Here is an 18,175-nt window from a genome sequence, read left to right as displayed (position 1 = left end):
TTTACCCAATCCTAATAAAAAAGTTTATACACACAGAAAATACATAAAAATAACGGAGCAAAAATGAGCAATACATTTACTAATTCGGTCTTTAAGCCGTCCTTTCGATTGGCTTTACTTGCTAGCGCAGTTTCAGTTGCGTTCAGCGGGTCACTTTATGCTCAAGAAGAATCTTCTGAAGTTGATGGTAATGAAAGAATTGAATCTATCACTGTTACCGCCACTAAACGTGCGCAGGTTATTTATGAGGTGCCAATTGCAATAAGTGCTTTTAGTGGGGAAGCCCTTGCTTCCCAAGGTATTAGTGACTTAACCGATGTAGGTAAATTTGTTCCAAATCTAAACGTGACGGGTTTTTCGGCTGGACACACTTCTTCAGCGAACCCTTTTATTCGCGGAATTGGTTTACAGGACCATCTTATCACCACAGATCCTGGGGTCAGTGTTTATGTAGACGGCGTCTATTTGGGACGCCAAGTGGGTCAGAATTGGAACCTAAATAATATTGAGCGTATCGAAGTGCTGCGTGGCCCACAAGGGACACTTTATGGAAGAAATTCTATAGGCGGTGCGATTAATATCATCACTAAACAACCTGACAATGAAGCCGTAACTAAAGTGGGAGTAGAAGCTGGGACCCGCGGCCGTATTAAAGGTGATGTGTTTGTAAACAGAGCGCTGAGTGATTCACTCTCATTTAACTTCAACGCTGGTTATAACGCTCGCGATGGATTAGGCGAATTTATCAACGTGCCGGACGCTGAATATGATGTAGGTGAAACCAAAGATTTATATACACGTCTGTCAGTCAAATATGCCCCAAACACTGATTTCAGTTTGGTGCTCACTGCAGACGCTAATGATGGTGAAGGCGGCTTACGTCCGTATACTACTTTAATAGATGAAGTGCCAACTGGCGCTTACTATACTGGTATGCGTTTTGGTGCGCCCACACCATCGGGTCCGCTACGCAATTCTGATTTGGCACCTGATATATACGACAACGCCACAGGCACTAAAGAAGTGACGACTGTAAGTAACGAAGCGAGTGGATTATCAATTACTGCGGATTGGAGTTTAACCGATACGCTAACCACTAAAACTGTCGTTAGTCATCGTACGTCAGAGTACAAAGCTGGATTAGATGACGATGCAACTATTTACGCTTTAGATCATTATCCTGAAAGAGGAGACGCTGATCAGACATCAATAGAGCTGCAGTTAAACGGCTATTACGATGAATTTGATTTTGTTTCAGGTATCTATTGGTTTAATGAAGAAGGTAGCAACCGTCAGGGTGAGGACTCTAGCTTTAATGGTGGAGGCAATTTATTAGAGTTAGATCAAGAAACTACCAGTCGCGCTGTGTTCGTTAACATGGGATATGGTGTCACAGACGACCTGCGTATTTCTGGTGGTTTGCGATACACTAAAGATGAAAAACATGCGACAGCAAACGTGGGAATTGGTCCATTTACTTCAGAAGATGACTGGAGCGAACTTAGTTATGAGTTGTCGGCCAGTTATACCTTAGAAAACGGTTTGAATGTTTACGGTACTGTGCAAAGTGGTTACCAATCAGGGCAGTTTCCCGCGCGTCCTTATTGTTTATTTGGCGATCCAGAATGTTTTGTCGCTTCAGAAAACATTACCGCTGTTAACTATGAAGTTGGCTTAAAAGGTCAAGTGACAGATAACTTTAGTATGAGTGTGGCGCTATTCAATACTGAGTTCGAAGACTTACCATACCAAGTCAGTACTACGTCTGAAGGTGGGTTTGATACCAGTAACCTAGTCGTTGAACAAACCTCTAGAGGCATCGAGTGGGAAAGCACCCTCTATTTTACTGATAATTTTAAGCTACACACTAGCTTAGGATATATGGATGTTGATGTATCTGAACAAGATGGAGTGAAACCTGTTGCGCCTTTGACGCCCGATTTGACTGCATCAATCAGCCCTTCATATGAGTTCGAATTATCTGGTGGTGCGACAATTAGTACTAGAGTGGATTATTCGTTCCGCAGTGAAATGTATGGGGAACCTAGTTCTGATCCCGGGCGATTGACTGAAATAGACAGCCGAGAGCTGGTTAATTTTAATATTGCTTACGCACCAGCTAAAGGTGATTGGACAGTATCCTTATACGGAACCAATATTTTTGACGAGCGGTATGACAATGCACGACTAAATACCGGAGATTATATCTTGCGTGTTTTAAGTAATGACGCCAGTGAATTTGGTGTGAGATTTAAAACCGAATTTTAGTTGATTAGCGACAAACACTAGATAAAAAAAAGTGACCAGCAAGTGGTCACTTTTTTTATCTATTGCTAGAGGAGGAGCCACACACAAAATGTGTGTGGCCTTACATGACGATTATATGATGCCTTGTTTAAACAACTTAACTGCGTGGTTAGCCGCCCTAGCTGATAAGGCCATATAGGTTAATGATGGATTTTGGCATCCACCGGATGGCATGCAGGCTCCGTCGGTGATAAACAGGTTTGGCACGTCATGGGCCTGACACCACTTGTTGAGTACCGACGTTTTAGGATCGCGCCCCATTCTTGCTGTTCCCATTTCGTGAATACGGTTACCTGGGAGAGACAAGTCCAATTCTGCATCTGGACCACGGCTAATATCCGTTGCTCCAGCTTCTTTAAGCATAGAATAGGCGTCTTTCTGCGCTTCTCGCATCATGATTTTTTCGTTCTCGCCCATTTCACAATCTATATAGGCTTGAGGTAATCCCCATTTATCGGATTTATCTTTCGACAAGGTCACGCGATTTTCGGGGTTGGGTAAAATTTCTCCAAAACTATAGATACTTATCCGCCAATTACCTGGCTTACGATTGGATTCTTTGAAGTCAGCACCTATACCAGCTTTGTTACCTGTCCAGCTTTCTCGCCAGCTTCCACCTTGAAAGCCAAAACCACGTAAATAAGGTTTGTTATCTTCTGTGATATTGGCATATCTAGGAATATAAATCCCACCGGGTCTGCGTCCGTAATAGTATTTGTCATCAAACCCAGAAATCACACCATTGGCACTAGCTGCACTGACATGGTCCATTAAATTGCGACCCACTTGATCCGATTTATTGGCTAAACCATTGGGGTAGGTTGGAGACTTTGATTGCAACAAAATCATTGCGCTAGCGATAGCAGAAGCGTTTAAAAATACAATACGAGAAGTATAAGTAGTCACTTCTTTACTCTTAGCATCGATAACTTTTACACCGGTGACACGTTTGGTCGTTGCATCATAGTCAAGTGAATGCACTATGGCGTTGTTAACTATCGTACAGTTTCCGGTGCGCATGGCAGCCGGAAGAGTCGCTGAATTGGCAGAAAAATAGGCGCCAAAACTACAGCCTTTATTACAATGATTTCGCGCTTGGCAAGGACCTCGACCCAGAGCCATCTGCTCTGCAGTCGGAGCAGTTAGGTGTGCTACCCGAGCTGGTATGACTTTTCTGCTCGCAAAAGCACTTTCCAAGTTTTTTTTAAACACTTTCTCAGCACAAGTTAATTCAAAAGCAGGTTGGAAAACGCCATCAGGCAATTGTGGCAATCCCTCGTGGCTGCCCGAAATACCCGCAAATTTTTCTACATAATCGTACCACGGGGCTAAATCATCATATCTTATAGGCCAGTCAGTGCCATGACCGTCTAGTTTATTTGCCTCGAAATCTTGGGGACCCAGTCGGTAGGATTGTCGCCCCCAAGTTAAAGACCGTCCACCAGTGTGATGACCTCTAAGCCAATCATAGGGTTTGTCTTTTGGGGTGTCGTAGGGATGTTCGCTGTCTTTTACCCAAAAATGTTTAGTACTTTCTTTTACCGCGTATCCCACGCCACGATGCTGAATGGCATAGTGCTGTTTGATTTCATCTTCAGCGATTTTATCAAAGTTGGGAGTGTCCCAAGGATTTAAAAAATCGGCATAGTCTTTTGCAGGTTCAATTTTTTGACCCCTTTCCAGCACTAATACCTTTAGACCTTTTTCAGCTAATTCTTTAGCGTTCCAGCCTCCACTCATTCCAGAGCCAATCACAATAGCGTCATAATGGGTCATTTTAAGGGTCTCCCGCTTCTAATTATTTTCTAGTTTGAATTAAGCAGCCCAAGAACGGCCAACTTTTTCAAAGGGAATGCAGGCCTCCCAGCGACCTGGTACTAATTCATAGCGCAATTCCTGACTTGCCCCTACTTCGGATAAATAATAAAAGCGCGCAATTAATTCTTTTATGGAGCGGTATGCACTTAAACGTTGATAATCACTAGAAAAAGCTAAGTTATCTAGTGTGCTTAAAGTGGCTAATTGAGCTTCAGAATTTTGCTTTAAAAAAGGAACACCAGAAATTGTGTCAAGCTCATCATTAACTAACTTTAGAGCATCACGATGGGCTGTTTGAGTTTGTATCGACGCCCAGTCTGTATGCAATTGGTCCATTAACCTAGGTACACCTACTGCCAATGCCCCTAGAGTTTGCGTGTCGGGAATTATCAGGTCTGACAACCGACTGACTAGTAGGAATTCCTTAGAAGTGTAAAACTCATAGTTAGAATTGTGTTGAGCGTTACTTTTTTCTAAGTCCACAATTGTAGTGTTGAGGCTGCGGGCACATCCAGCAGTACTTGCTGCGCCGACCGAAGCTAATATGCCCAGTAAAACATTTCGCCGTGATATCTCCTGATTATTGGGTATATTTGAGTCTTGTTGATCCGAATTGTTTTTCATTTTTTCTCCAAACCGCCTACAAATCGTATACAGCTAAGACATAGGTTTACGAGGTAAGCAAAAGGCATAACGTTCTAGAATAAATAAATCGCTTTCAAATGAAAAGTAGAAATTGTCTTTTGTTAAATATCATAAAAAGCGACGTTATTTTTTCATACTAAGCTCAAACAACCGAGTTTCATCAATACTACCGTCTAAGCGAATTATTGATTTAAAGCTGAACCCCAGTTTTTCCAGTAAATTGATTGATTTATGATTGTCTAGTGAAGTCAACGCAAGGATCTTTGAGTGAAGTTGCTGTTGATTAATATCGTGCAAAACCAATTTAGCAGCTTCAAAAGCCAATCCCTGTTTTCGGTACTGTGGCATAAATGCGAAGCCAAGGTCTGGATGAGTCAATCCAGTTCGCTTTAGTAAACCGCATAAGCCAAGGGGAACTTTGGGTGACAGAGATTCTACCAATAGTAATCCCATGCCGTGTTGTTGGTACATGGTTTGTGGGCCTTCTTTGATATAGGTAATAGCATCCTGTTTATTTCTAACACCTCTGTCACCAATATATCTAAGCCAATCTGGGTCGTTCATCAACTCAACAATAAAATCCGCATCTTCGATAGTTAACTGTCTCAATGTTAATCTGTTAGATTCAAGCGTTTTCATCAAACCTCTTCTCGACGATATTTCAATAATTGCATTTGTTTCAAGAGTTGGTCAATTTTCAATTGTTGTTGTTTTGTGACTTTTGCCGCTCTGGGGTAACCGGAACGACACCGGTCGTTTACCCAGCCATTCTGCCAAAAATAAGTATGGCGAATGAAGTCAGTTGCAAAATTATCTATGCCCATATCAAAACAACCCACAAGGCAAGTGTCTAAGTAGGTTTGATAAATAGGGTAGTCGGTACTGGCCTGCTTTTTGTGAATATTGGCACATATCCATATCTTGCACTTGTCTGGATTAGCGCGAATTTTAGATAGCTCATTCTCAAGTGCGGCAGATTTTTTGGCAGGCACTATAGTGGCAGGGTCAATTTCAATAAATTCATAGTCTTGTTCGCGACTGCGTAACTCAGGTGTTATTTGTTCAATGGGTAACAACACGCCATTCAAATGAGCTGACTCAACTCGGCTTACTCCCAAACAGGTTTGTAAGTCTTCCATACCTCTTGCCAACCATTCTCGTTGCCATCCTTGGGCTCGGATAGGCATATTATCGCAGAATATATTTGAATAGCGTGAACGACTATCGTGGCTGAGTAAACTGCCATATCCCACCAAGTAGTGTTGTTGACTAGTCAACATGTTACGCCACAACTATAAAGATAATTAAAACCACGTAAGGATAAGCAACGGTCGGCTTGAGTGATTGTTTGATATATTCGCTAAGCAAACCTAATACATTGGCTCTAGATTGACTCCAAACAAGATTAAATTGCATGCCTAACCGCGATGTTTGACCTTGATTAATCTCATCATGAATAGCTTGTTCGACAACTACAAGTCGCTGCGAAATACGATTTTGAAAGGTTTTCCAAATGCCGTCTTGTAGCCACAATATAGCAATTATCAACGAGCCTCCAATCCCAGCATTTACACTAAACACCAAAAAGCAGCAGACTAGAACACTCGTAAGTTTAATTGCTAGCGAACATTTCTCATAACTGTCAAATTGGTTTTGTAGAGTGATCCATTCACTTTGTAGGGCGTTTGCGTTTGTATGTACATTAGGATTAGGCAACTTTTGATCCTTTAGATTATTAAAAATACAAGGTTATAGGGTTCGCGGCCTTTGGCATCTATGCTCGGCTATTTTCAAAAGCGATAACTTGCTCAATTTTATTACATTTCAATGCTAGCATTAGTAGTCGATCAATTCCCAATGCAACACCTGCACACTCAGGTAAACCTGACTCTATCGCTGCTATAAAATTTTGATCGATAGGCATCCTATCTAAGCCCCGTTTTTGGCGTTGCTTATTATCGCGTTCGAAACGACTAAGTTGCTCGACACTGTCAGTTAGTTCATGGAATCCATTAGCCAATTCGATACCCTGAAAATACAATTCAAAGCGTTCCGCTACCAAAGGGTTAGTGGCACTTATTTGGGCTAACGCGGCTTGGCTAGCGGGAAAATCTGCCACAAAACACGGGCGGTCTTGGCCAATGTGGGGTTCTACTTGCTGGCTAAATAACAGCATTAGTAAAGTATCTCTATTGTTTTCTTCTGCAGCGAGTTCCCCATATCCGTGATGCTTGGCTAGTGTTTTTAGTTCATCTAATGTTGCAGTTAAGGGATCGCAATTTAGGTGTTGTTTGAATAGCGCTTGATAAGTTTTTTTTTCAGCCGGTTCACACTCCAAAACCATTTGAATTAGATCATCAATCTCCGACATCAGTTGTACGTGATTAAAACCCGGCCTATACCATTCGAGCATGGTAAATTCAGGATTATGAAAACGTCCTGTTTCTTCGTTTCTAAAAGATTTACATATTTGATAAATAGCTCCGCTTCCTGCACTTAATAGTCTTTTCATCGCAAATTCAGGAGAGGTTTGTAAATATAAAGTTTGCGATTGAGGTGCGAAGGGGTGCTGGAATTGGGTCGAAAACGAATGTAAATGTTCGTCAGTGACAGTGGCGTGACTTAAAGCAGGTGTGTCTACTTCAAGCACGTCACGTTCTGCAAAGAAGTGTCTAATTTTCCGCAAAACCAAGGCGCGTTGTTTTAACGCCGCAATTGATGCGCTAGGCCTCCAGTTGTTCGATTGCATTGAAATCCTATTTTAAACAATAAAAAAGCCCACCAAAGTGGGCTTTCTACTTTTTGACTACGTGAATTATTTTTGTGCTCTAGATACATACTCGCCGCTGCGGGTATCCACTTTAATGACTTCACCGGTTTGAACAAATAGTGGTACCCTGACTACTGCGCCAGAAGATAATGTGGCGGGTTTGCCACCCGTACCAGCTGTATCACCTTTAAGGCCAGGGTCTGTTTCAGTAATTTCTAGTTCAACAAAATTAGCTGGCTGGACAGCAATTGGTGCACCGTTCCATAGTGTGATGGTGCAAGTGTCATTCTCAACTAGCCACTTAACGTTTTCACCAACGGCAGCTTCATCTGCGGCTATCTGTTCAAACGTGTCGTTATTCATAAAGTGCCAGAATTCACCATCTGAATATAAATAAGCTAATTCGGTATCCAATACATCCGCACCTTCTACCGTATCACCTGATTTAAAGGTTTTTTCTATTACTTTTCCGGAAATAAGTTTGCGAATTTTAACCCGACTAAAGGCTTGGCCTTTACCTGGTTTAACAAATTCATTTTCAAGAATGTTGCAAGGTTCGCCATCGAGCATTATCTTAAGGCCCGATTTAAACTCATTTGTGCTGAAATTTGCCATGTGTCCCCATAATATAACTAAGCTGAGTCTGTAATTGACGCAAATAATACCTAAAAAATTGATGGCTGTAGAGAGTAACTGGCAAAAAGAACTGGCAATGTGCTTTTCTGACCCTGTTTCATTGCTTAATTACTTAGAATTGCCTGTAGAATGCTACAAAGAAGATGTCAAAGCGCGGCAACTGTTTCCGATGCGGGTGCCACGCCCGTTTGCAGCTAAAATGAAAAAGGGGGACCCACTCGACCCTTTATTTTTACAAGTGTTTACTAGCCAAAGAGAATTCCAATCTACTCCAGGTTTTTCTACCGATCCATTACAAGAGCAAAATAATCAACAGCCTGGTATTTTACATAAGTACCAAAATCGTTTGTTATTACTGGTAAGAGGCGGGTGCGCAGTAAACTGTCGTTATTGTTTTAGAAGGCACTTTCCATACAGCGACAATCACTTAAACAAACAAGAGTGGCAACAAGCACTAGAATATATTGCCTGTAACCCGCAGATTGATGAGGTGATATATTCAGGTGGTGATCCTCTAATGGCTAAGGATGATTTTTTGGCATGGCTCACCACTGAAATAGAGAATATGAGTCATGTTAAGCGCTTACGCATTCACACTCGCTTACCGGTAGTGATTCCTTCTAGAATTACACCCGAACTTATCTCTTGGTTTACACAGTCTCGTCTTAAACCTGTGATGGTGTTACATATCAATCACGCCAACGAAATAGATGAGACTTTGGCAGCGTCGCTGCGCAAATTAAAACAAGCGGGGGTAACATTACTCAATCAGGCGGTGTTGCTCAAAGGTATAAATGATAGCGCGGATAAACAAGTTGCTCTAAATGAAGCGCTATTCGAAATAGGTGTGATGCCCTATTACTTGCATGTTTTGGATAAGGTTCAAGGTGCAGAACACTTTGACCTACCGGAAGTCAACGCAATAAATTTGATAAAAGAATTGATAAAACGTCAGCCAGGTTATCTGGTGCCTAAACTCGTAAGAGAAATAGGCGGCCAGCCCGGCAAGACGCCACTTGATTTACAGCTTCATCCATAGCAAGTTCCAAAATGGCTATGCTTTTAGAATCAAGCAAAGGTGTCGATATTAGACCCAATTGCTGAATTAGCAGACGAAACTTTAGGTGCGGCAGCCGCCTCGATTAGATCTAGAGTCGCTTGACCTTCTACTTTTTGCTGTGATTTAGCAAGTTGTAGAGATTTGATTTCAAGCGTCGAACTAACCGACGAGTTACTTGCTCCTGAAATATCCATACAGTGCTCCTTATTACTTGTAGCAGCATACAAAAACGGGCAAAATCGCCCGCATCAAATCTGTATCGACAACCTTAAGTAAAACTTTAGTTATGCAAACAATTATTCAAAGCCTTAGCGAAAACGTACAAATTATATACCGAAAATCCATCGATGCCGATCACATCATCAGCCGTTTACAACAAGATGGAAAAGGTAAGTTCAGTGCGATTTTCGCAAAAGATGCGGGCTTCAAAACTAGTAGCCGATTATTCAAACCTTATGTTGAAGAACTAGCCAATGAAGTGCTGGCTTTAGATCAACAAGATCAAGAAACGCTAAAACAACAACTACCGCAAATAGTAAAAAAAATCGAGTTGATATTAAAAACCCTGAACCAATTCCAAAAGACTGCTCGTTAACTCAAAAAGTCGACCGTATTCAAGGTCCTTGATGAATCGCTAGATTGGCGATTCGCTGGTTAATACTTTGCACCATTTTTAGGTATTCAGGGCTGTCAACTGCGGTAAACTCTCGGTTGAATTCGGTTTTACTCAAACCTTCCGGTAAATCGTGAATATTGGGGAAAAACAAAAGTTCGTCGGCAGTTCCCGCTAACGTATTCTGCAATAAAATCGCCGTTGTGGGATGAGTGGCGGTTATTGCAAACTCTACTCCGGCAAAATCAGCCGCTAAGTCTACAAAGCTGAAACCACTTCCATCGTCACTTCTATCCATTAATTCTTTGAATTCGCCTATGGCAATACTTAGGCCTTGTTCTGATAATATTTTAATAGCGGCGGAAAAAATAAAATGCTGATTCAAATCTGTTCTACTAGCCAAAGTTGGTTTGGCGTTAGGCATTGCTACCTTGCCTTTTAGAGGTTGCACGTCACCCACTAAGTTAGCAAATCTATGGTGACCAGCATATATTGCCAGTGCCATAATGGCTGCCTCGTTTTCTTTAGGCGCGGTTTCATAGTTGGAGCGTGCTTTTGCGAAACTAAACATTGCTCCGATATACTCAGATAACGACTGTGGTGATAATCTTTTACCTACATTTAAAAGGGACAGTTGTTGCAAATAAAAGGCTGTTCTGAGACGCATAGCTTCGTCACTGGTACCTCCTACACCTTGTTTGACATCATTCAGTTCTCTGAGAAACTGTGCTAGAGGAAGCACTGTCAGTTGAATTTGACGTTTAGACATAGAGACAAATTCTACTTGCTTGACAAATTGACTGGCAATATCGCTACTGGTGTACCAATTTGCAAAGTGAATCAAGGTTTGTAAGGCCAAGTTGCCAGGTATTTTTACCGAACCAAACTTAATATATTCGACTCTAATCCCAGAGCCAGGCAATAATAAAACATCAATATTTAGGTATTGCCCAAAAGGATTATTAGGTAATTGATAGCTTGCTAAAATGCGGGTGGAGTCAGCCGCGATATGCACTTGGCCATTAATTTTTTCATGGGCTCGCTGAGCAAACCCCACTAAGCTGTTCAACTGATCTTGGCTAATATCGATAGTCTGCTTATGAGTTCTATTTTTTACGCTATCTCTAAGTTGAGTCATCAGCTCTTTGACTGATTCTGCTTGGTTGACTTGTTCACCGCTGTGCGTGACAACAGTGGGAGCGGATTCTATGGCGGTTACAAAGAGTCCGAAAACAACAAAAGCTAACAACAGCAATAAAAAACTTATATATTTAAATAGCTTAACCAATATAGGTACCCTTTAAGCCTAGTGACACAATCTGTACTAATTGAGAAAATATTACTACACGATTGCCATATTCCCTTTTGATTCAAGCCACTCTTTGCGATCCGGCGCACGCTTTTTGGCGAGTAACATATCCATGGTTTCTAACATTTGTTCTGCGTCTTCAACCATTAATTGTACTAACCTGCGAGTATTTGGATCCATGGTGGTTTCGCGTAATTGTAGCGGGTTCATTTCACCTAATCCTTTGAACCGTTGTACGTTGACTTTACCCCGTTTTTTCTCAGCAACTATACGGTCCAAAATACCATCTTTTTCACCTTCGTCTAAGGCATAATAAACTTCTTTGCCTATATCTATTCTAAACAACGGAGGCATAGCGACGTATACATGTCCGGTGTTGACTAGGGTTCTAAAATGTTTAACAAATAATGCGCACAATAAAGTCGCAATGTGAAGACCATCTGAATCGGCATCGGCTAAAATGCAAATTTTGTCATAACGTAGACCACTTAAATCCTCTGAGTCTGGATCAATACCTAAGGCTACTGAGATATCATGAATTTCTTGGGAAGCTAATACTTGAGAAGAATCAACTTCCCAACTGTTTAGGATTTTACCACGAAGCGGCATAATCGCTTGAAATTCGCGGTCTCTGGCTTGTTTTGCTGAGCCCCCAGCAGAATCACCCTCAACCAAAAATAATTCTGAACGGCTTGAATCTTGAGTTGAACAATCAGTTAATTTACCGGGTAAAGCTGGACCTTGAGTGATTTTTTTGCGCGCTACCTTTTTACTTTGACGTAGCCGGGATTGCGCATTGTTGATACACATTTCAGCTAATAACTCTGCCACATCGGTATGTTGATTAAGCCACAAGCTAAAGGCATCTTTTACCACCCCTGATACAAAAGCAGCGGCCTGACGAGATGACAAACGTTCTTTTATTTGCCCAGCAAATTGAGGATCTTGCATTTTGGTTGATAACACATAACTACAACGATCCCAGATATCCTCTGGGGTAAGCTTCACCCCTCGAGGTAACAAGTTTCGAAATTCACAAAATTCTCGCATCGACTCTAATAAGCCTTGGCGTAAACCATTGACGTGTGTACCACCTTGAGCGGTGGGAATAAGGTTTACGTAACTTTCGGTGACCATTTCACCGCCTTCTGGCAACCACATTACAGCCCAATCTGCAGCCTCTGTGTTTCCTGAAATAGCGCCTACAAAGGGGGCATCTTCAGGCAAGGTGACGAATTCTTTTACTGACTGATACAAATAGTCCCTGAGACCATCTTCGAAATACCATTCAGTGGTTTCACCGCTATTCTTATCATCAAAACGAATTCGCAACCCCGGACATAATACCGCCTTAGCTCGCAAAACATGTAACAGTTTAGATACCGAAAACTTAGCAGAATCGAAATATTTGGGATCTGGCCAAAAATGTACCTTAGTGCCAGTGTTACGTTTGCCACAAGTATCAACTATTTGTAATTCTTGGACTTTGTCACCATTTTCAAAGGCAATCTGGTGTACATTGCCATCACGACGGATTGTCACTTCTACTCGTTTAGATAAGGCATTGACCACAGATATGCCGACACCGTGTAAACCACCAGAAAACTGATAGTTTTTATTTGAGAACTTGCCGCCAGCGTGCAGTTTAGTCATGATCAGTTCTACGCCTGAGATACCTTCTTCAGGATGAATATCTACGGGCATTCCACGACCGTCATCCGTGACTTCAATAGATTGGTCAGGGTGTAATATCACTCGAATTGAGCTGGCGAAACCTCCAAGTGCTTCATCGACGCTATTATCAATAACTTCTTGACTTAAATGGTTGGGGCGCGTGGTATCAGTATACATACCTGGGCGGCGTTGCACTGGCTCAAGGCCGTTTAGTACTTCAATGGCGTCTGCGTTGTATTGATTTGACATAGTGGTTAATCAGCGCTCTTATTATTCGATTAGTGGATGTATGGGATTACCCATAACAAGTTATACCAAGCTTCAATTAGTCTTGCAGTAGAAACCTAAAAATATCTGGTAAGAATCGCTGAAAATCCTGAAAACTGTGATCTCCACCTTGCTCGATACTCAATTTGTAGTTGTGATATTTAGTTTCTGCTTGGCGATAGTCTAAAGTCTCGTCAGCTGTTTGTAATAGTACCCAATAGTCAGATGTTGGTTTTAATCGAGTTGTATCTAGTCGACGAAGTTCATCAATATGTTTATTCTGTAGTGTGAAATGTTGTTGGGTATAAGGATTTACGTGCTCTCCCAAAAAATCTTTCAGGAGGTCAAAGGGGCGTACTGCAGGATTAATTAACACGGCCTTTCCAGAATATTTTTCGACCATAAATGTGGATAAAAAACCACCTAAAGAACTCCCAATAAAACGCAGTTTTTTACCTTTGTGTTTAGCGATACAAACTTCTATATCTCGGAGTGCATCATTTGGATAATTAGAAAGCTGCGGTATTTCCATGGTTAAATCAGGATAGTTAGCCCTTACAAACTCACGTGTTTGAGTTGCTTTTTGAGACTCAGGAGAACTAAGGAATCCATGTAGATAAATAACAACATATTGCACGTTAGTGGTTACTCTTCAATGCGATGAATAGATGTTGTTATTTGACCATTTTCTAGAAGATTTATCACTCTAAATCCTGGCTTTAAATGACTAATAGCGAAAGATTTTTGGTTAGCAAATTGCCAACAAGTTGAAGGGCAGGCCATATATAAACAATGCTTTACTTGTTCTTCAAGCGCCGTATGAATATGCCCATATATCACTCCTTTGATAGACGGATTGTTGGCAACAACGGCATTAAATTGCTGTCTATTTGTCCATTCATGTTTATCCATCCATCCACCGCATGGAATAGGGTGGTGGTGGGCAGCTAATAAATGATAGTCGTTTGAATACCGATTGATATATTCAGATAAACCATTGAGGTCACCAATAGATAGTTTTCCAACAGATTGACTTGTTTGGGTGTTTAGTAAATGTATATGCCACTGCTTAGCTAAAACCAATTGTGAATGCTGCAACCATAAATATTCAGGATTTATATTGGCGCTTAATTGTTGTTGATTATCGTGATTGCCAGGAATGACGGCTATCCGACTGTTTATTTCCGCTTGTTGCAGTAAGTTAGAAAAGTGCTGATAACTTTGTGCAGTGCCGTCCCCGCTAATATCCCCTGTAACTAATACCACTTCTGGTTGATGTATTTTAACATTCGCCAACAGTTTTTTTAGGCTGTGAAAAGGGTTGATATTGTTGTACCCGACCTTAGTGATCTCCGCAAATAAATGGCAATCTGAAATTTGTATGATTTTCATCTAATACAATAAATTAGGCTTCGGAGGAATATAGCTGATTGCTTTGAGTCAAACAAAATTGCAACCATTCAGCTAAAAATATATTCACCATTTCTTTTTCGTTTTTTTGGTACATTTTCATATTTGGATATTGGTAGCTAGGTTGCAATGAGCCAATATTTTGCGCACTGATGACCTCAGCCATTTTTGCATCATGATACAATCTTACTTGCACCACTGGACGCAAAAAGTCGTACCCCATGTGGCTTTTTTGTGACATTTCTAAGGTACTTGTATAACGACTACATTCAATTATTTTGATGGTATAGAGTAAACTAGCATTGACTTCGAATTGATATTGTAAATCTTGTGTATCGCAATCAGGAAGCAGTCTCAATAAACGCCCGTAGTTAACCTCACACACCTTGTGCATGTTGGCGACCTTAGGCACATATTTACGACCTATCTCTCTAGTCATGTGACCAACTCTCCAAAACGAGTTGTTTATTCATAGCAAACCATTGTAGTGCAATCAGGGTGGCAGCGTTATCAATTTTGCCTTGGTTAATCCAATCGAGGGCAATAGAGCAAGGCACTCGGTGAACTAAAATATCCTCACTTTCATAATCCAAACCGTGCACCCCTTTGGCATCGCTGGCATCTATCAAACCGACATAAATATGTAGACGTTCCGTTGTACCTCCTGGGCTAGATAGATAACTTAGGGCTTTGTGTAACTTTTGAATATCCAAACCTGCTTCTTCTTTAGCCTCTCGGCGACAAACCGCTTCAGGTGTTTCACCTTCATCTATAATTCCAGCCACTACCTCAATTAACCAAGGTGAAGAGGATGTTGGTAGCGCACCAATTCGAACTTGCTCAATCATTACAAATTCGTCCAACACTGGATCGTAGGGTAATACCGCAATAGCATGACCTCGTTCAAAAATTTCACGTTGAACTACATCACTCCAGCCGCCAGCAAACAATTTATGTTTAAATGCGTACTTAACCATTTTAAAAAAACCTTGATATAAGGTTTCCTTACTTAAAATTTGTACATCGCTACCTGAAAACTGTTGGATAGTGTGTTGACCTCGTTTCAATTTTTCACCGCTGCTCAATATTTAATTTGTGTCAGTATTATAAGAGGTAAGATTAACATAACGAAGTTTCATATGTTGGTATGCCTAGGCTCAATTAATGTATAATATTCTGTTACACTTGAGACCTTGGTGTTACCACAAAGCATTGTTACTTAACGCTTGTTTTGCTTAGACTTTACCATCATACAAAAAGTATTCGACTAGACGTAGCCTAGTGGCATACAAAATTAGAACCAGATTAGGAACCACATAGGACTACCAATGAAAAAAACATTTTTGTCGTTATTGATCAGCATGGGGATTTCAACATCTGTATTAGCAGATGATCTCTACCAAGTTTATCAAATGGCTGTTGAGAAAGACCCAACCATCAACCGTGCTAAAGCTGACAGAGATGCTGCGTTTGAAGGGATATCAATTAGCAGAGCGAACTTATTACCTTCAGTGTCGGGCTCCCTTAGTTATTCCGATAGTACCTCAGAATCATTTAACTTTGACACCGATGCCAATGGACAGCCATTTGTAGGCATCATTGAGAGCGATTCAAAAAACCTAGGGTTAGATTTGAGTCTGAGTTTGTCAATTTACGACAGACAAAACTGGGTGGCTTTATCCCGTGCCGAGAAAGTGGCGCATCAAAGCGATACTAGTTACGCATTATCTAAACAGGACTTGATCGTAAGAACCACTGACGCTTACCTCGCTATACTGCGCGCTAAAGACAGTTTGATTTTTGTACAAGCAGAGAAACGCGCCATCGAGCGTCAACTAGAACAAACCAAACAACGTTTCAACGTTGGCTTAACTGCTATTACTGACGTGCATGAAGCACAAGCCAACTTCGATAATACTGTTGCTCAAGAAATCATAGCAGAAAATGTTGTAGAGTTACGTTTAGAAGAGTTGCGTGAAATTACTGGAAAATATCATGATAAATTAGCTGTTTTAAATACAGAGAATTTTAGTGCATCGCGCCCTTCGCCAGAAGGTGTCGAGAATTGGTTGAAAATAGCTGAAGAAAAAAACCTTGATTTAATGGTCAGAAATTTTTCTAAAGAAATCGCCAAAGACGACATATCATCCGCAAAAGCAGGGCACTATCCGACTCTATCTTTGAGTGGCAGCTATGGCAGAGACGATACCGAGATAAACGGCAACGGTGATTTTCCTGCTAGAGACAGTAACTCAATCAGTTTAACTTTAAGTGTTCCAATTTATTCTGGTGGCTCAGTTTCTGCTCAGACGGCACAAGCTAGATATCGTTTTGTTGCTGCAAGCGAAGATTTAGAGTTAACGCATCGTTCAACAGTGCGTTCAGTGCGTTCTGCATATAATGACGTTATTGCGGCGACATCAACTATACGAGCTTTACAACAAGCTGTTGTGTCTGCAGATAGCGCCTTAAAAGCTACAGAAGCTGGCTTTGATGTAGGTACCAGAACTATAGTCGACGTACTTAATAGCACTAGAAACCTATTTGATGCTAGACGTAATTTAGCCAGTGCTCGTTACGATTTTATTAGCGCAATTTTGGATCTTAAACGTGCATCGGGTAATTTATCAGAGCAAGATTTGATCGACATCAATCGTGGTCTAGTCGTTTCAAAAGCGGACTAAAAATCTAATAGAGGGTGGTGTTTGCCGTCCTCTTTTAGCTCTACAATGACAAGTCTATTACTTAATCAAATTTCATTATGGTTTTGAATAATTGATTGACAGCCAAACCTAATTGAATACCCTATCGCCGATTTTTTATTTTTCTGAGATCTACTTTCTAGCATGCAAGCTTCGACACTAAAAGCCAAATTCATTCAAATTCGCTCCAATAAATTATTCGAAATGTTTGTTGTCACAGTCATTATTTTTTCAGCGCTATTGGTAGGCGCAAAAACCTATGACATGTCAGAAAACGTGTACACAATAGCGAAATTTATGGACTGGTTTATCAGTGCTTTTTTTCTTACTGAAATTAGCATTCGATTTATTGCTGAACATCGCAAACGAGACTTCTTTAAAAGTTTCTGGAATTTATTCGACACCTTGATAGTTATTATTAGTTTGATCCCGGCTGATGATACAGAGTTAGCGCTGGTGGCAAGGTTAGTCCGTGTCTTTAGAGTACTCAGGATGATCTCAATTATCCCTGAGCTTAGAATTTTATTAGTTTCATTAATTAAAGCGTTACCACAACTCGGTTATGTAATGTTGCTGATGTTCATCATTTTTTACATATACGCAGCAGTTGGGAGTACATTATTCGAAGCTATCAATCCGGTTTTATGGGGAGATATCACAATATCACTGTTAACTTTGTTTAGAGTCATGACGTTTGAAGATTGGACAGATGTTATGTACGAAACAATGGAAGTTTATCCATCGAGTTGGCTGTTTTATTTAACCTTTATTTTCTTTACTGCTTTTGCATTTTTAAATATGGTGATTGGGATCGTGGTAAACGTCATGGAGCAAGAAAATGCCAATGCACGAGCTGAAGCTGTCGAACAAACTGGCGAACCAAGCCTTAAAGATATTTCTGAACAAATATCAAAATTACAGGGGCAGATTATCGCGATGCAGGATCGTAAAGGTTCCTAGGGGC

The 18,175-nt window shown here is 40.9% G+C and carries 19 protein-coding genes; 5 read left to right on the top strand and 14 right to left on the bottom strand.

Features of this window, described 5'->3' with window-relative positions:
- Positions 1-63: 63 nt before the first annotated feature.
- The gene (locus KO534_RS16120; protein ID WP_215930855.1) at positions 64-2,268 is read left to right on the top strand and encodes a TonB-dependent receptor; all 2,205 of its coding nucleotides are present in this window, start codon (positions 64-66) and stop codon (positions 2,266-2,268) included.
- A gap of 111 nt (positions 2,269-2,379) precedes the next feature.
- On the opposite strand, the gene KO534_RS16115 is transcribed toward KO534_RS16120, so the two are convergent.
- The 7 genes from KO534_RS16115 to efp all read right to left on the bottom strand — a co-directional run bounded on the left by KO534_RS16115 (position 2,380) and on the right by efp (position 8,155).
- The gene (locus tag KO534_RS16115) at positions 2,380-4,083 is read right to left on the bottom strand and encodes a GMC oxidoreductase (RefSeq protein WP_215930853.1); all 1,704 of its coding nucleotides are present in this window, start codon (positions 4,081-4,083) and stop codon (positions 2,380-2,382) included.
- A 39-nt stretch (positions 4,084-4,122) separates the two neighbouring features.
- Positions 4,123-4,749 (bottom strand): gluconate 2-dehydrogenase subunit 3 family protein, encoded by a 627-nt coding sequence (locus KO534_RS16110; protein ID WP_215930851.1) that lies wholly within the window; start codon positions 4,747-4,749, stop codon positions 4,123-4,125.
- A 144-nt stretch (positions 4,750-4,893) separates the two neighbouring features.
- The gene (locus KO534_RS16105; protein ID WP_215930849.1) at positions 4,894-5,409 is read right to left on the bottom strand and encodes a GNAT family N-acetyltransferase; all 516 of its coding nucleotides are present in this window, start codon (positions 5,407-5,409) and stop codon (positions 4,894-4,896) included.
- Complete coding sequence (locus tag KO534_RS16100; RefSeq protein ID WP_215930847.1) at positions 5,409-6,050, bottom strand: hypothetical protein; 642 nt, start codon at positions 6,048-6,050, stop codon at positions 5,409-5,411. Before KO534_RS16100 ends, KO534_RS16105 begins: the two co-directional genes overlap by 1 nt.
- Before the next feature lies 1 nt (position 6,051).
- A complete protein-coding gene (locus KO534_RS16095) occupies positions 6,052-6,486 on the bottom strand; it encodes a hypothetical protein (protein ID WP_215930845.1) in 435 nt (144 codons plus the stop codon).
- A gap of 58 nt (positions 6,487-6,544) precedes the next feature.
- Positions 6,545-7,519 (bottom strand): elongation factor P--(R)-beta-lysine ligase, encoded by a 975-nt coding sequence (gene epmA, locus KO534_RS16090; RefSeq protein WP_215930843.1) that lies wholly within the window; start codon positions 7,517-7,519, stop codon positions 6,545-6,547.
- A 66-nt stretch (positions 7,520-7,585) separates the two neighbouring features.
- On the bottom strand, positions 7,586-8,155 hold the full coding sequence (efp, locus tag KO534_RS16085) for an elongation factor P (RefSeq protein ID WP_215930841.1): 570 nt from the start codon (positions 8,153-8,155) through the stop codon (positions 7,586-7,588).
- Between the two features lie 34 nt (positions 8,156-8,189).
- On the opposite strand from efp, the gene epmB reads away from it, so the two are divergent.
- Positions 8,190-9,215 (top strand): EF-P beta-lysylation protein EpmB, encoded by a 1,026-nt coding sequence (epmB, locus tag KO534_RS16080; protein WP_215930839.1) that lies wholly within the window; start codon positions 8,190-8,192, stop codon positions 9,213-9,215.
- A gap of 29 nt (positions 9,216-9,244) precedes the next feature.
- Here epmB and KO534_RS16075 read toward each other — a convergent pair whose 3' ends face one another.
- Positions 9,245-9,430 (bottom strand): hypothetical protein, encoded by a 186-nt coding sequence (locus tag KO534_RS16075; protein ID WP_215930837.1) that lies wholly within the window; start codon positions 9,428-9,430, stop codon positions 9,245-9,247.
- Positions 9,431-9,522: 92 nt separating this feature from the next.
- Between KO534_RS16075 and KO534_RS16070 the strand changes: the two genes are divergently transcribed.
- Positions 9,523-9,831, top strand: coding sequence for a hypothetical protein (locus tag KO534_RS16070; RefSeq protein WP_215930835.1), 309 nt, complete (start codon positions 9,523-9,525; stop codon positions 9,829-9,831).
- Between the two features lie 19 nt (positions 9,832-9,850).
- Here KO534_RS16070 and KO534_RS16065 read toward each other — a convergent pair whose 3' ends face one another.
- The 6 genes from KO534_RS16065 to nudF all read right to left on the bottom strand — a co-directional run bounded on the left by KO534_RS16065 (position 9,851) and on the right by nudF (position 15,576).
- Complete coding sequence (locus KO534_RS16065; RefSeq protein WP_215930833.1) at positions 9,851-11,137, bottom strand: hypothetical protein; 1,287 nt, start codon at positions 11,135-11,137, stop codon at positions 9,851-9,853.
- Positions 11,138-11,191: 54 nt separating this feature from the next.
- Positions 11,192-13,081 (bottom strand): DNA topoisomerase IV subunit B, encoded by a 1,890-nt coding sequence (gene parE, locus KO534_RS16060; RefSeq protein WP_215930831.1) that lies wholly within the window; start codon positions 13,079-13,081, stop codon positions 11,192-11,194.
- A 76-nt stretch (positions 13,082-13,157) separates the two neighbouring features.
- On the bottom strand, positions 13,158-13,736 hold the full coding sequence (locus tag KO534_RS16055; RefSeq protein WP_215930829.1) for a YqiA/YcfP family alpha/beta fold hydrolase: 579 nt from the start codon (positions 13,734-13,736) through the stop codon (positions 13,158-13,160).
- An 8-nt stretch (positions 13,737-13,744) separates the two neighbouring features.
- Positions 13,745-14,491 carry a metallophosphoesterase gene (locus KO534_RS16050; protein ID WP_215930827.1) on the bottom strand — a complete coding sequence of 249 codons (747 nt, stop codon included), beginning with the start codon at positions 14,489-14,491 and terminating at the stop codon, positions 13,745-13,747.
- A gap of 13 nt (positions 14,492-14,504) precedes the next feature.
- Complete coding sequence (locus KO534_RS16045) at positions 14,505-14,948, bottom strand: DUF1249 domain-containing protein (RefSeq protein ID WP_215930825.1); 444 nt, start codon at positions 14,946-14,948, stop codon at positions 14,505-14,507.
- Positions 14,941-15,576 carry an ADP-ribose diphosphatase gene (gene nudF, locus KO534_RS16040; protein WP_215930823.1) on the bottom strand — a complete coding sequence of 212 codons (636 nt, stop codon included), beginning with the start codon at positions 15,574-15,576 and terminating at the stop codon, positions 14,941-14,943. Before nudF ends, KO534_RS16045 begins: the two co-directional genes overlap by 8 nt.
- A 261-nt stretch (positions 15,577-15,837) precedes the next feature.
- On the opposite strand from nudF, the gene tolC reads away from it, so the two are divergent.
- Positions 15,838-17,193, top strand: coding sequence for an outer membrane channel protein TolC (gene tolC / locus KO534_RS16035; protein ID WP_215930821.1), 1,356 nt, complete (start codon positions 15,838-15,840; stop codon positions 17,191-17,193).
- Between the two features lie 162 nt (positions 17,194-17,355).
- Complete coding sequence (locus tag KO534_RS16030) at positions 17,356-18,171, top strand: ion transporter (protein ID WP_215930819.1); 816 nt, start codon at positions 17,356-17,358, stop codon at positions 18,169-18,171.
- The last annotated feature ends 4 nt before the right edge of the window (positions 18,172-18,175 follow it).

The sequence above is a fragment of the Paraglaciecola arctica genome (assembly GCF_018861065.1).
Taxonomy (GTDB): Bacteria; Pseudomonadota; Gammaproteobacteria; order Enterobacterales; family Alteromonadaceae; genus Paraglaciecola; species Paraglaciecola arctica_B.
The sequence above is the reverse complement of the archived record's forward strand: the minus strand, read 5'-3'. Positions and strand labels throughout refer to the sequence as shown.

Bases quoted from the DNA above. Each gene is read 5' to 3' on its own strand.
- KO534_RS16120 (WP_215930855.1), top strand. From the start codon at position 64: ATGAGCAATACATTTACTAATTCGGTCTTTAAGCCGTCCTTTCGATTG.
- KO534_RS16115 (WP_215930853.1), bottom strand. From the start codon at position 4,083: ATGACCCATTATGACGCTATTGTGATTGGCTCTGGAATGAGTGGAGGC.
- KO534_RS16110 (WP_215930851.1), bottom strand. From the start codon at position 4,749: ATGAAAAACAATTCGGATCAACAAGACTCAAATATACCCAATAATCAG.
- KO534_RS16105 (WP_215930849.1), bottom strand. From the start codon at position 5,409: ATGAAAACGCTTGAATCTAACAGATTAACATTGAGACAGTTAACTATC.
- KO534_RS16100 (WP_215930847.1), bottom strand. From the start codon at position 6,050: ATGTTGACTAGTCAACAACACTACTTGGTGGGATATGGCAGTTTACTC.
- epmA (WP_215930843.1), bottom strand. From the start codon at position 7,519: ATGCAATCGAACAACTGGAGGCCTAGCGCATCAATTGCGGCGTTAAAA.
- efp (WP_215930841.1), bottom strand. From the start codon at position 8,155: ATGGCAAATTTCAGCACAAATGAGTTTAAATCGGGCCTTAAGATAATG.
- KO534_RS16075 (WP_215930837.1), bottom strand. From the start codon at position 9,430: ATGGATATTTCAGGAGCAAGTAACTCGTCGGTTAGTTCGACGCTTGAA.
- KO534_RS16070 (WP_215930835.1), top strand. From the start codon at position 9,523: ATGCAAACAATTATTCAAAGCCTTAGCGAAAACGTACAAATTATATAC.
- parE (WP_215930831.1), bottom strand. From the start codon at position 13,081: ATGTCAAATCAATACAACGCAGACGCCATTGAAGTACTAAACGGCCTT.
- KO534_RS16050 (WP_215930827.1), bottom strand. From the start codon at position 14,491: ATGAAAATCATACAAATTTCAGATTGCCATTTATTTGCGGAGATCACT.
- KO534_RS16045 (WP_215930825.1), bottom strand. From the start codon at position 14,948: ATGACTAGAGAGATAGGTCGTAAATATGTGCCTAAGGTCGCCAACATG.
- tolC (WP_215930821.1), top strand. From the start codon at position 15,838: ATGAAAAAAACATTTTTGTCGTTATTGATCAGCATGGGGATTTCAACA.
- KO534_RS16030 (WP_215930819.1), top strand. From the start codon at position 17,356: ATGCAAGCTTCGACACTAAAAGCCAAATTCATTCAAATTCGCTCCAAT.